Origin of the sequence: Rhodococcus sp. 15-649-2-2, assembly GCF_002258645.1 — a bacterium.
GTDB lineage: Bacteria > Actinomycetota > Actinomycetes > Mycobacteriales > Mycobacteriaceae > Rhodococcoides.
Window position 1 is genome coordinate 56,327 of sequence record NZ_NPFM01000024.1, and the last position, 13,032, is coordinate 69,358.

Consider the following 13,032-nt stretch of genomic DNA (forward strand, 5'->3'; position numbering starts at 1 on the left):
GCCGCGTCGCGATCAACTGCCGCGCCGCGGTTCGTCACCGAATTACTGTGTGCCATCGATAAACCAAAGTAGACCCGATCACCGACAGCATTCGTCGGAGATCGCGGGTACCGGTTCCGACCTCAGTCGATGTCGCGGGTGCGGGCCAGAAACCAGCCGCCGCCGGTGAGGATCGCGGCCCACAGTGCGAGCCCCAGCGGTGCCCACGGCCACGACGCCAGATCGCCCGCGTCGTCCAATTGTGTGGCCGCCATCGTCGGCAGGGTCAGGTTCGACGGCAGCACGGTGGCAACGGGTCCCAACCCCACCCCGAAGAGGATCAGCGAGAGCAGACCCTCGCCGAACGGCAGCCAGGCGACGAGCACGATGGCCGCCCACGTCGGAGATTTCAGCAGCAGGCCCAGCCCCGCACCGATGATCGACCACAGCACGACGGCCAGTAGGCACGACGCGACCACACCGATGAACGGGCCGTCGAGCATCACGGTCCGGTCGTTGAAGATCAGCAGACAGATCAGGCTGGCCAGCAGTACGACCAGGCCGTACCCGAGTCCGAACAGAGCGGTGACGATGAGTTTGGCGGCGATCACCCCGTCGCGGCCGCGGGCCGTCAAGAAGCTGGTGGTGATGGTCTTGTGGCGAAACTCGGTCCCGGCATTGACGGCACCGAAGATCCCGGCGAAGAGGATTGCGGCTCCGGCGGCGACGTACAGGCCGATCGAGGCGACACCACCCGAGATATCGAGGTCCTCCTCGTACGGACCCAACTGGTTCGCGATCACCGAGGTGATGACGGACGCGAAGATTCCGACGACGATCGGCGCGATCGCGAGTGCCCACCAGAACTTCAGCGTCGTGACCTTGCGGATCTCCGACGTCAGCAGCGCATTCATCGCCGGCCTCCGTTCCAGTTCTGCGGCGGTCCGTATTCGGGCGGAGGTGGGCCGTAACCCGGAGGCGGGCCGTAGCCGGGCGGACCGTAGCTCTGCGGCGGACCGTAGTTCTGCGGTTGCGCATAACCCTGCGGTTGTCCCGGCGGCGGCCCGTACGGATTCTGACCGACCGGTGCCGCGGTGTACTGCCCCGCCGTCATCGACAGGAACACCTGCTCGAGATCGACGTGCTCTGCGGTGGTGCCGAACACCGTGACATCGGCGGTTGCGGCGATACGTGTGATCGTGGCCGCGTCGGTGCCTGCGACGCCGATGCGGCCGTCGGGCAGGAGCTGGGTGTCGTTGAGGCCGTTCGATGCCAATGCGATCGCCAGTGTCGCCGGGTCCGATGCCGCCACGAGCACACGGCTCGGGCGGGTGGACCGCAACTGTGCGATCGAGCCCTGATACATCAACGAGCCGGCGCTGACTATCACCAGATTGTCGACGGTCTGCTCGATTTCACGAAGAATATGACTCGAGATCAGTACCGTCCGCCCCGAGGCCGCGAATGCCTTCAGGAAATCGCGGAGCCAGGCGATGCCCTCGGGGTCGAGACCGTTCGCCGGTTCGTCGAGCACCAGGATTTCGGGGTCTCCGAGCAGGGCTGTCGCCAACGTCAGACGCTGCCGCATGCCGAGTGAGAAGCCGCCTGCGGGGCGGTGGGCGGCATCGCCGAGGCCGACCAGGTGCAGCACGTCGAGGGCGCGGCTGTCGGGCACGCCGATCGCTGCGGTGTAGATCTTCAGGTGATGAGCGGCGCTCCGTTTGGGGTGCATGCTCAGCGAGTCGAGAACGGCTCCCACTGTGTGGGCCGGGTGTGTTGCTGCACCGAACGGTGCGCCGTTCACGAGACCGATCCCCGAGGTGGGTGACACGAGCCCGAGCAGCATGCGCAGCGTGGTGGTCTTACCCGATCCGTTGGGACCGAGGAATCCGGTGACGGTGCCGCGCGGAACGACGAAGCTCAGGTCCGACACCGCCCGAACTGTGCCGAATTGCTTGGTCAGTGCCTGCGCTTCCAGCGCTGCTCCCGAGTAGCTGGTCATCGCTGCGGAATCCCCCTGGCCGTCGAACTGCACGTGTACCGGTTGCACGCGGCAACCGGTACACGAGGCTACGGGGTGAGACCGACGTCGTCGCGGGTGCGGCCCCTGTGTCAGCGAAGCAGCGCGGCGGCGATGTCGCGGTAGGTCTCGAGCGGATCGGCGTCGTCGGGAAGAGAGTGCAGTGTCACGTGGGACGCGCCCGCGGCGAGGTGTTCCTTCAATCGTGCGGCGATCGCGTCGGCCGTGCCGTGCGCCACCAGAGCGTCGATCAGCCGGTCGCTGCCACCGTCCCCGATCTCGTCGTCCGAGTAGCCGAGCCGGTTCAGATTGTTGGTGTAGTTGCGGAGGTGAAGATATGGGTTGTTCACCGGTGGTCGGCCGATTGCTCGGGCCTTCTGTGGGTCGGATTCGAGAACCACCTTGTGCTCGGGTGCCAAAATCTTGTTCGGCCCCAATGCTTCTCGCGCCTCACGGGTGTGCTCGGGGGTGGTCAGGTACGGATGCGCACCGGCCGTGCGGTCGGCGGCGAGCGCAAGAACCTTGGGGCCGAGCGCGGCGAGGACGCGTCGCTCCACCGGCACTCCTGCGGTGTCGAGCTCGTCCAGATATGCCACCAGAGCGTCGTACGGCTTGGTGTATTCCTGCGTTGCCTCCGGGTGGCCGGCACCGATTCCGAGGAGGAACCGTCCCGGATGCTTCTTCTCCAACCGGTGATACGACTGCGCGACGTCGGCGGCTGCGTCCGACCAGATGTTGACGATGCCGGTTGCCACGACCACCGTCTCGGTGGCGTCGAGTATCTCCTCCGTGGTGGTCAGATCGGCCGGCGGTGAGCCGCCGAGCCAGATCGTTCCGTAGCCGAAGGATTCGATCGCTCGCGACAGTTCGGGGGTGAATGCCGAATGAAGTCGCCAGACGCCGTACTTGCCGAGTTCAGGTATGGAAGTCATGTTCGGTGTCAACGCCTCACGCCCGCGAAGATTCCGCGCATTCTCACTCGTCCGGCTCGATGATTCGATTTTCCGGGAACCGCGCGGGCGGTGGACCGAATGCCTCCCGGGCATTCTTGATGACGCCCTTACCGACGGCGCGGTTTCCTGCTCCGCCGATCGCCGCACCGATTCCGGCGGGCAGCATCTTGCCGACCAGCAGCGCGCTGCGTTTGGCGAGGTACTTGGTGATGAACTTCTTCACGAGGGATTTGTTCATGCTGGTCATCGCGCCGCCGGGGATGCGGGACGTGATCAGCGGTCCCCAGTTCTTGGCGGTCTTGCCCACCGTGCGCTGCACGATCTGCATTCCCGATTCGCCCAGAGCAACCGACAGCACCAATGCCCGTCGCTGCTGGTGGTTGTCGACGGGGATGCCGTGCACGGACGCGACCGACAACGTCAGTAGTGCCGAGGACTCGATGAAGAAGGCGGTTTCGGCACCCACTGCGGCGAGCGAGGCGGCAGTTCCTATGCCGGGTACGGCCGCAGCACCGCCCACAGCGGAACCGCTGCCGGTGACCGCGAGCAGGAATCGCTTCTCCAGGCGTTCGATGATCTGTGCGGGCGTGTCGTACGGGTGTGCCCGACGCACGTGCGCCACGTATTTATCGACGGCAGGCCCCTGCAGGCGGCTGGCGTTGTCGAGGATGTTGACCAACGCGCGTTCGAGCCTGCCACCGTTCGAGACCTCGACCTGCGCGTCGTCTTTCTTGCCGGCCATGGGTCCTCTTTCTCGTCGAAGGTTGTGGGTCAGTGCACCCAGTGAGTTGCCGGCACGAGCTCGTCCGGTTTCGGCGGTGGGGGAGCGGTGCCGTCGCCGAAGGGTGATCCGCCCAGTGATTCCCGCCCGTGCGGCTCCAGCCAGCCCTGCAGATCCGGGCCCTTGGGCACGATGCCCGACGGATTTATGTCGCGGTGCACCTCGTAGTAGTGCCGTTTGATGTGGTCGAAGTCGACGGTGTCGCCGAAGCCGGGGGTCTGGAAGAGATCGCGTGCGTAGTTCCAGAGCACCGGCATCTCGCTGAGTTTGCTTCGGTTGCACTTGAAGTGGCCGTGGTAAACGGGATCGAAGCGCACCAGGGTGGTGAACAGGCGTACGTCGGCTTCGGTGATGTGGTCTCCGACGAGGTAACGCTGCGTGGACAGGCGTTCGACGAGCCAGTCGAGGCGCGCGAACAGGCGGTCGTAGGCCTTGTCGTATGCCTCCTGCGATCCGGCGAATCCACAGCGGTAGACACCGTTGTTGACGTCCTCGAAGACCAGATCAGCGACCTCGTCGATCTCGCCGCGCAGTGCTTCGGGGTACAGATCAGGGGCACCGTCTCGGTGGTACTGCGTCCACTCGGTCGACAGATCCAGCGTGATCTGCGGGTAGTCGTTGGTCACGACCTCGCCGGTAGGGACATCGACGATGGCGGGGACAGTGATGCCTCGCTCGTAGTCCGGGAACCGGGCGAAGTAGGCGTCCTGCAGCCTCTCGATTTTCAGAACCGAATCGATCCCGCCGGGCTCTTCCTGGAAGTTCCAGCTGCGCGGGTCGTGGGTCGGCCCCGGAATGCCCAGGGAGAGAACATCTTCGAGCCCCAGCAGCCGACGCACGATGATGGACCGATGAGCCCACGGACAGGCGCGCGCAGCAATCAGGCGATACCGTCCCGGCTCCACCGGATAACCGTCCCGGCCGTCGGCGGTGATCCGCGTCGGAATGTAGTTCGTGTCCCTCTTGAATTCCTTGCCCGGTTCCACGTACGCGGCGTCATCGGCCATGCTTGTTGCTCCTCACCTCGACTGGTTCCTTCCGACGCTACCCAGTTCGGAGCCTCCTCAACCGGGTCAGGCTCGAACCACAGCTGTGTGGCACACGCCCAGTTCGGTGTATCCCAGCCGCGCGGCGAGGCGTCGGGCAATGGAGTTCTCGGGTCGCGAGCGCCACTGCGGGATCAAGCCCTCGTCGATGGCGTCGTTGGTAGCCAGTCGGCCGACCACCTGAGCGTGACCCCGTCGGCGATGAATCGGGTCGGTCAGGACGCGCATGTCGGCCAGAATCAGCTGCTCTTCCGAATACCCGGCTGAGGCGAGCGAGTGCGCCGAGTCTGCGGGCCTGTCGTCGCCGAGGAGCGTGAACCAATTCCGCGAAACCGATTCTCCGAAGGCCTCGGCAACGTCGGCATCGTCGCACTTCGCCGCCAGGTTGCGGACGTGCACAGCATCGTGCGATATCAGCGGATCGTGCACATCGATGGAATGGCCGATGTCCGAGCCGTACGCCAGCGAGTGCGTGCCGATCTCGTAGTGCGCCGAGCGGTCTCCGAGTAGCGAGGACATCCAGGTTCGGTCCGCACCGGGGCGGCCGGTGATCGAGCGGGAGGCATCCACCGCCCAGGACGGCCCTGCAATCACGGTGGTCCCGGCCAGTGACAACACTGTGACGTTGTCCGTCGAAACGAGATGTTCGACGCGGTCGGCGTCGGTGTCGAGAGCCGTGTCGTCCAGGCCCAGTTGTCGACACCAGGCCAGGCGAACGATGTCGAGTTTGTGGGAGTCGAACCGGCCGGCGTCGAAAAGGGGGAAATCCACGTGTCGAGACTAGCTATCGAGCCCGTGGGCGACGTTCTGGTTTCACCGTCCAAAAGCAATCTTTCGAACTTTTTTGCCCCCGGTGTTTCGCTCAGCGCCGATAGATGGCAGACTCGCATTTGAGATTAGAGCTTCGACGTGAAGATCTAGCTCGCTTACAGAAGGTTTACAGAATGACGCAGGGCAGTGTGAAGTGGTTCAACGGCGAAAAGGGCTTCGGCTTCATCGAGCAGGATGGTGGCGGACCGGACGTTTTCGTTCATTACTCGGAGATTCAGGGTAGCGGCTTCAAGTCGCTCGACGAGGGCCAGCGCGTGGAGTTCGAGGTGGGCCAGGGTCAGAAGGGCCCCCAGGCTACCGGCGTCCGCGCCATCTGATTCAAGCTTCGTAACCCGATTTCTCCTGGCGGAGTAACCTTCTCGAAGTAATCTCCACCAGAAACTCGGTGACAAGGCCGGATACACGGAAGAAATTCCGAGTATCCGGCCTTCGTCTGTTCGAACGGGACATCGACTACGGTCGGTGTCCCTTACGCGCTCGATAGGGCATTGTGCGCTATATGTCCGATTGATACCCAGGTCAGAGCATTGTCCGGGTTGCTCTTCGTAGGACCATGACCGTATATTCCAACTGGAATAATTCGATTGGGATATCCAGATGGGGGGGTCGATGCGAGGGGATGCAGTGAATCCGCTGGGGGTCTCGGTCCTCGCCCTGCTCTCGGAGGCGCCGATGCATCCCTACGAGATGTATCAGCTCCTTCTCGAGCGCAAAGAGGACCGGATCGTGAAGATCCGTCCCGGTTCGCTGTATCACGCGGTCGCTCGACTTCACGGGCAGGAGTTGATCGCCGAGGTCGGAACCGACCGCGGGGGAAATCGTCCCGAGCGCACGACCTACGAGATCACCCCCGCGGGCCGGCGGGTCCTCGTCGATCGGCTCGCCGAGATCCTTCGTTCCCCGGTGCGCGAATATCCACAGTTCACCCTCGGCCTGTCCGAGATGCACAACCTACCGGCGTCCGAGGCGATCGCTTTGCTCCGTGCGCGAATCGAAGACCTGGCTCGAGAAATCGAGGAACTGTCCGGATTCCAGCGCCTGGCGCGAGAACGTAAGACGTCCGAAATCTACTGGGCTGGAATCGATTACACCTACCACATGCTGGCCGCTGAAGTGAAGTGGTTGACGAGCTACATCGATCGCCTCGACAGCGGCGAGCTCGAGTGGCCGCATGCCATTTCCGCACAGCACACCACCCTGACCGATCGGCACCGACCACACGACCCCGACACCTCGGGGCACTGCCACACGACCCCGACGCCTCGGGGAACTAGGAGAACGCTATGAACGCCGTCGAGACCGCGCCGTTGCACAACGACATCAGACCGTGGCCCGCCCTGTGGGCGCTGTGCCTCGGCTTCTTCATGATTCTGGTGGACACCACCATCGTGGCCGTCGCTCAGCCCGCGATTCTCGCCGGTCTGAACACGGACATCAACAACGTCATCTGGGTCACCAGTGCATACCTCCTGGCCTATGCCGTTCCATTGCTGGTCACGGGTCGGATGGGTGACAAGTTCGGCCCGAAGAACCTGTACATCGCCGGCCTCGTGCTCTTCACCCTCGCGTCCGTATGGTGTGGACTGTCGGGGTCGATCGAGATGCTCATCGCGGCGCGTGCGGTTCAGGGTCTCGGCGCAGCGATGATCACCCCGCAGACGATGGCCGTGATCACTCGTGTGTTTCCGGCGGAGAAGCGCGGAACTGCGATGGGAGCATGGGGCGCAGTCGCAGGCGTCGCGACGCTCGTCGGGCCGATTCTCGGCGGTGTGCTGGTCGACTCGCTCGGCTGGGAGTGGATCTTCTTCATCAACGTGCCGGTCGGAATTATCGCAATTGCGTTGGCGCTGAAGTTCGTTCCGGTGTTGCCGACCCACGATCACAAGTTCGATCTACTGGGCGTTGCCCTCAGTGCCGTCGGACTCTTCTGCATCGTCTTCGGCATCCAGGAAGGTCAGAAGTACGACTGGGGTACCGGCGTCTGGATCCTCATCGGTGTGGGGTTGCTCGTCTTCGCGGGGTTCGTCTACTGGCAGTCCGTGAACAAGAACGAGCCGCTGGTGCCTTTGGCACTGTTCCGCGACCGGAACTTCTCGCTGTCCAACATCGGTATTGCAGCCATGGGCTTCGCGATGTCCGGCATGATGCTGCCGATCATGTTCTACGCGCAGAGTGTCACCGGTTTGACGCCTACCCGATCGGCGTTGCTGTTCGTGCCGATGGCCCTGCTCACCGGAATCCTCGCGCCCAATGTCGGCAAGCTCGTGGACAAGACGCATCCCCGCTACATCGCTGGATCCGGATTGTTCATCCTCGCGGCCGCGCTGCTGTGGTTCGCGTACGAGATGACACCCACCACCGCGATCTGGAGGCTGCTTCTGCCCATCGCGGCGATGGGTGTGGCGAACGCGCTGATCTGGTCTCCGTTGGCGGCCACGGCAACCCGCAATCTGCCGATGAGTCAGGCGGGCGCGGGCTCGGGCATCTACAACACCACCCGAATGATCGGCTCGGTACTCGGTAGCGCCGGCATCGGCGCGCTCATCCAATCGCGCTTGGCCGCCGAACTACCCAGCGGTGGATCAGCTTCGGGGGCAAACGAATTCGCCGGCCGCGTCCCGGAGATGCTGCGCGACGGATTCACCACCGCCATGTCGCAGTCGCTGATTCTGCCCGCCGCCGTGCTGATCGTCGGCATGATCGCCGTCTGCTTCTACGCCCGGCCTGCGTTCAAGTAAGTGCCTGCGGCAGTGGCGTACTCGAGTGCCCTGGAAGGCACTCGAGCGCACCACTGCTCATCGGGTCGTTCCGCAGGCTCCACTCCTACGCGAAGTGCACTACAGGCCCAGATCCCGGCCGATCAGTTCCTTCATGATTTCGTTCGATCCGGCCCAGATCTTGGTCACGCGAGCGTCTTTCCAGGCCCGGGCGGCGCGGTATTCGTTCATGAATCCGTAGCCGCCGTGCAGCTGGACGCAGTGGTCGAGAATCTCGTTCTGCACCTGCGAGCTCCACCACTTGGCCTTGGCGGCGTCGATGGCCGTCAGCTCACCGATTCCGTGCGCGGCAATGCAGTTGTCGATGTACGCCTGTGCCACATCGAGTTTGGTGACGAGCTCGGCGAGCAGAAACTTGTTCCACTGCAACGAGCCGATCTGCTGACCGAAGGCCTTGCGGTCCTTGGCGTACTGCAGCGTCTCCTCCAGAATGGGGCGGACGTGTCCGAGGTTGGCCACCGAGCAGCTGATGCGTTCCTGGGGGAGCAGCTGCATCATGTGGATGAAGCCGCCGTCGAATTCGCCGATCATGTTCGAGCTCGGTACCCGCACGTTCTCGAAGAACAATTCGGCGGTGTCGGATTCGGGCTGACCGACCTTGTCGAGCTTGCGGCCGCGAGAGAACCCTTCGGTACCGTTCTCGACGGCGAAGAGCGTGATGCCCTTGGCCTTCTTCTCCGGCGTCGTGCGGGTGGCGACGATGACGAGATCGGCGGAGTTGCCGTTGGTGATGAAGGTCTTGGAGCCGTTGATGATGAAGTCGTCGCCGTCCTTGACGGCGGTGGTCTTCAGCGCGGCCAGGTCCGAGCCACCGGACGGCTCGGTCATGGCGATCGCGGTGAGGATCTCGCCGCTGCAGAAGCCGGGCAGCCAGCGCTTCTTCTGCTCCTCGGTGGTGAGCTTCACGAGATAGGGCGCGACGATGTCCACGTGAATACCGAAGCACGACGCCACCGCGGCACTCGAGCGGGCGAGTTCCTCGGCGAGGACGGCGTTGAATCGGTAGTCCTCCGCTCCACTGCCGCCGTATTCCTCCGGTACTTCGAGCCCCAGGAAGCCGTTGCGTCCTGCTTCGAGCCAGATCTCGCGGTCGATGTACCGCTGTTCGACGAGCTTCTCCTCGACCGGGGTGATGGTTCGGGTGACGAACTCGCGCACCGATGCACGGAAGTCCTCGTGATCGGCCTCGAACAGGCTGCGCTTCATGTATGTGTTCCTCTCGGTAACGGTGACTTACCTGCGCACAATACTCGCTGGTAACAACCGCCCGAGACGGGTGTGGCACTATGCGAACCATGGCTGACGCACCCACTTCGCTCGTTCGATCCACCACCGATGCCGGCGCAGAGATCGCTGTGCTCACCTTCGATCACGGTCCGCTCAACCTCTTCGATCAGGCGATGTTCGATGCAGTGGCCGCGAACGTCGCCGATCTCGTCGCGAGTCCGCCTCGTGCAGTGCTGCTGCGCGCCGAGGGCAAGGTCAACTCGGCAGGCGTCGACGTGCACGTGTTCCAGGGCCTGTCCGCTGCGCAGGGTGCCGATCTGTGGCGTGGTTTGTTCGCAAGCATCGCGCATCCACTCGAGGCGCTGCCGTGCCCGGTGATCTACGCCGCGCACGGGTTGACGCTCACTGCGGCGTTCGAGATCTCGTTGGCCTGCGACATCATCCTGGCCGGACCGAAGGCGAAGTTCGGTCTGGTCGAGACCGTCGTCGGTCTGACGCCGTCGATGGGTGGACCGCAGCGTCTGGCCGAGCGAGCCGGGTCGGGTCGGGCTCGCGAGCTCGTCATGACCGGAGACCTGTACGACGCGCAGACGCTGAAGGAGTGGGGCGTGGTCAATCAGATCCACGACGACGTCGACGCTGCGGCGCTCGCGCTGACCCATCGACTGGCCGACGGCCCCACCGTCGCGCACGCGGCAACCAAACAGATTGTGGCAGCGTGGCGTTCCGGTGGCGTGGCCCACGCGGACGAGATCACCTCGGAGGTCTCGGGCGCTCTGTTCGAGACCGAGGATCTGCGCGGCGCGGTCGCGAGCTTCCTCGAGGTCGGCCCGGGTAAGGCGACGTACACGGGCAAGTAGAATCGTATGAGTGAGTAACGATCAGCTGGCCGAACTGCACCTGCACATCGAAGGGTCGCTCGAACCTCCGCTGATCTTCGATCTTGCCGAGCGCAACGCAATCACGCTGCCGTACAACGATATAGACGAACTACGCGCGAAGTACGAGTTCACCGACCTGCAATCCTTCCTCGATCTGTACTACGCGAACATGGCCGTGTTGCAGACCGCCGAGGATTTCGCCGATCTGGCCCGGGCCTACTTCCGCCGGACCGCGCAGGCCAGGGTGACGCACGCGGAGATCTTCTTCGACCCGCAGGCGCACACCGAGCGCGGTGTACCGCTCCAGGCCGTCGTCGAGGGATTGGCCGACGCCTGCGCGTCAAGTGAGCGCGAATTCGGCGTCACCAGTGGGCTGATCGCGTCGATTCTGCGCGACAAGCCGGTACTGCACGCGAATCAACTGCTCGACGACCTGTTGGCGCTGCAGGCCCCGATCATCGGCCTCGGACTCGATTCCGCCGAGGTGGGCTACCCACCGTCGTTGTTCGTCGACGTGTTCGCCAAGGCGCGCGCCGAGGGTTTGCACGTGGTGGCTCACGCCGGTGAGGAAGGCCCGCCCGACTACATCTGGCAGGCACTAAATCTGCTGAAGGTCGAGCGCATCGATCACGGGGTGCGGTGCCTGGAAGACGAAGCGCTGGTGAATCGACTTGTCGAGGAACAGATTCCGCTTACCGTCTGCCCGCTGTCCAATGTTCGGCTCAAGGTGATCGACAACGTCGAGCAGTTGCCGTTGCGGCAGATGCTCGAGCGCGGCCTGTCGGTGTCGATCAATTCCGACGATCCCGCCTACTTCGGCGGCTACGTCGACGACAACTTCTCTGCCCTCGAAGCGGGAATGGGCCTCACCGCGGCCGAGCGAAAGCAATTGGCCGAGAACTCGATTCGCGCGAGCTTCGCGACCGTCTAGGTCAGCACGACTGTCTCGATCAGTTCGCCGTCACCGAGATCTTCGGGTAGCCGGTGGCTCCGTCGGGAACGGTGTCGGCGGTCTTGTTGGTCTGCAGCTCTCCGGCCGAGTTGGTGGCGCGGGCTCGGATGGAATGCTGGCCCGCAGCCAGATCGAGCTCGACCGTCCATTGCCGCCAGGTGTCCTTGGAGTACTCCTCCGAGAGCGTGGCCGGCACCCAATTGCCCTCGTCCACTTGCACTTCCACGCCCTCGATACCGGTGTGCTGATCCCAGGCGACGCCCGCGACTACCGACTTCCCGGCGGGCACCGAGCTGCCCGATCGCGGGGTGTCGATGCGCGAGGCGGTCTTGATCGGTCCGAGAGCGCCCCAGCCGCGATCGGTCCAATACGCCGTCACCTTGTCGAAGCGGGTGATCTCGATGTCGGTGACCCATTTGGTCGCCGAGACGTACCCGTACAGACCCGGAACGACGAGCCGCGCCGGGTAGCCGTGCTCGACGGGCAGCGGTGCACCGTTCATCCCCACCGCCAGTAAGGCGTCGCGCCCGTCGAGCAGTACCTCCAGGGGAGTGCCCGCGGTGAAGGCGTCGCTGCTCGACGACAGCGCCATGTCGGCATCCGGCGAAATGCCTGCTTCTTCGAGAATGTCCTCGAGCGGGTAGCCGATCCACGTTGCGTTGCCCACGAGGTCGCCGCCGACGATGTTCGACACACAGGTCAGGGTGACCGTCTTCTCGACGGCCTGGCGCTGGGTCAGATCGGCGAACGTCAGCTCGATCTCGCGGTCGACCATGCCGTGTATCCGCAGCGACCACGTATCCGACGCCACCCGCGGCACGACCAACGCGGTATCGATGCGGTAGAAGTCCTCGTTCGGGGTGATGTACGACGCGAGGCCGTCGATCTGCAGGTCTGCCCCGACCGGTATCGGCGGTTGCGGTGTCGGGGTCGGAAGCATGAAGCCGAGTCGATCGGCGGTCACGGCGCGCGCCGAGGTGAGCATCCGTCCGGCCGTTCCCGCGACGACGCCGAGTACCGCAGCGCCGGCGGCGAGGGTCAGGAAGCTGCGACGGTTCATGCCCTCGGTCGCCGGGGTGGCGGCTCCGATGAGGGCGTGCAGCACAACGATGCCGACGATGACGCCGCCGATGGTCGGGACTGCGTAGAAAGCCGTTGCGTCGGGTCGCGTCACCGCCGCGAGTACGCCGAGCACGCCCAGCGCTGTGAACACCACAGCACCGATCGGTTTGCGGGCGATGCCTGCCGCGGCGGCGATACCAGCGATCACCACGGCCATGCCGACGAACAGGGCGAGCTTGTCGGAGGTGCCGAACGTGTCGATGGCCCATTCACGGACCGGGGCCGGACTGTTGTCGACGGCCGAGGACCCGACGGCCGTCAGTGGCGACGAGTTCGGTCCGATGGGGACGGCAATCAATTCACCGACACCGAGGACGACTCCGGCGGCGATGATGCCGGACAGCGCGCGTTTACCTGTGCTCACTCGCTCCAATGTAAGCGTGCGGGGAGTGGCTGCGTGCACGGGACGCTCCACTCGGAGCGTTGGCCTGGGGAAACCCACTCGAAGGTCGCAGAAGTGGAG

The 13,032-nt window shown here is 64.3% G+C and carries 13 protein-coding genes; 5 read left to right on the forward strand and 8 right to left on the reverse strand.

Annotation, left to right across the window (positions count from 1 at the left end; translation table 11 throughout):
- Positions 1-122: 122 nt before the first annotated feature.
- The 6 genes from CH305_RS15850 to CH305_RS15875 form a co-directional block, all read right to left on the reverse strand.
- Positions 123-893, reverse strand: coding sequence for an ABC transporter permease (locus CH305_RS15850; protein WP_032403829.1), 771 nt, complete (start codon positions 891-893; stop codon positions 123-125).
- Positions 890-1,981, reverse strand: coding sequence for an ABC transporter ATP-binding protein (locus tag CH305_RS15855; RefSeq protein ID WP_094704234.1), 1,092 nt, complete (start codon positions 1,979-1,981; stop codon positions 890-892). The genes CH305_RS15850 and CH305_RS15855 overlap by 4 nt, the downstream gene beginning before the upstream one ends.
- A gap of 110 nt (positions 1,982-2,091) precedes the next feature.
- On the reverse strand, positions 2,092-2,931 hold the full coding sequence (locus CH305_RS15860) for an LLM class F420-dependent oxidoreductase (protein WP_094704202.1): 840 nt from the start codon (positions 2,929-2,931) through the stop codon (positions 2,092-2,094).
- A 43-nt stretch (positions 2,932-2,974) separates the two neighbouring features.
- The gene (locus tag CH305_RS15865; RefSeq protein ID WP_094704203.1) at positions 2,975-3,694 is read right to left on the reverse strand and encodes a hypothetical protein; all 720 of its coding nucleotides are present in this window, start codon (positions 3,692-3,694) and stop codon (positions 2,975-2,977) included.
- A 29-nt stretch (positions 3,695-3,723) separates the two neighbouring features.
- Positions 3,724-4,740: a glutathione S-transferase family protein gene (locus tag CH305_RS15870; protein WP_052058640.1), complete on the reverse strand. Its 1,017-nt coding sequence runs from the start codon at positions 4,738-4,740 to the stop codon at positions 3,724-3,726.
- Between the two features lie 66 nt (positions 4,741-4,806).
- Positions 4,807-5,550, reverse strand: a complete 744-nt coding sequence (locus tag CH305_RS15875) for a GNAT family N-acetyltransferase (RefSeq protein ID WP_032403832.1) — start codon at positions 5,548-5,550, stop codon at positions 4,807-4,809.
- Positions 5,551-5,723: 173 nt separating this feature from the next.
- Between CH305_RS15875 and CH305_RS15880 the strand changes: the two genes are divergently transcribed.
- From CH305_RS15880 to CH305_RS15890, 3 genes are all read left to right on the forward strand, one after another.
- The gene (locus CH305_RS15880) at positions 5,724-5,927 is read left to right on the forward strand and encodes a cold-shock protein (RefSeq protein ID WP_008714360.1); all 204 of its coding nucleotides are present in this window, start codon (positions 5,724-5,726) and stop codon (positions 5,925-5,927) included.
- A gap of 292 nt (positions 5,928-6,219) precedes the next feature.
- The gene (locus tag CH305_RS15885) at positions 6,220-6,897 is read left to right on the forward strand and encodes a PadR family transcriptional regulator (protein ID WP_080737297.1); all 678 of its coding nucleotides are present in this window, start codon (positions 6,220-6,222) and stop codon (positions 6,895-6,897) included.
- A complete protein-coding gene (locus tag CH305_RS15890) occupies positions 6,894-8,348 on the forward strand; it encodes a DHA2 family efflux MFS transporter permease subunit (RefSeq protein WP_032403833.1) in 1,455 nt (484 codons plus the stop codon). The genes CH305_RS15885 and CH305_RS15890 overlap by 4 nt, the downstream gene beginning before the upstream one ends.
- A gap of 99 nt (positions 8,349-8,447) precedes the next feature.
- Here the strand turns inward: CH305_RS15890 and CH305_RS15895 are convergent, their stop codons facing one another.
- Positions 8,448-9,593 (reverse strand): acyl-CoA dehydrogenase family protein, encoded by a 1,146-nt coding sequence (locus tag CH305_RS15895; RefSeq protein ID WP_032396497.1) that lies wholly within the window; start codon positions 9,591-9,593, stop codon positions 8,448-8,450.
- A gap of 89 nt (positions 9,594-9,682) precedes the next feature.
- On the opposite strand from CH305_RS15895, the gene CH305_RS15900 reads away from it, so the two are divergent.
- Together CH305_RS15900 and CH305_RS15905 are read left to right on the forward strand one after the other, a co-directional pair.
- Complete coding sequence (locus tag CH305_RS15900; protein WP_037153786.1) at positions 9,683-10,474, forward strand: enoyl-CoA hydratase/isomerase family protein; 792 nt, start codon at positions 9,683-9,685, stop codon at positions 10,472-10,474.
- Positions 10,475-10,484: 10 nt separating this feature from the next.
- Entirely contained in the window at positions 10,485-11,426 is a 942-nt protein-coding gene (locus CH305_RS15905) for an adenosine deaminase (protein ID WP_094704204.1), read from the forward strand.
- A 19-nt stretch (positions 11,427-11,445) separates the two neighbouring features.
- Here CH305_RS15905 and CH305_RS15910 read toward each other — a convergent pair whose 3' ends face one another.
- On the reverse strand, positions 11,446-12,933 hold the full coding sequence (locus CH305_RS15910; protein ID WP_094704235.1) for a molybdopterin-dependent oxidoreductase: 1,488 nt from the start codon (positions 12,931-12,933) through the stop codon (positions 11,446-11,448).
- Between the last annotated feature and the right edge of the window lie 99 nt (positions 12,934-13,032).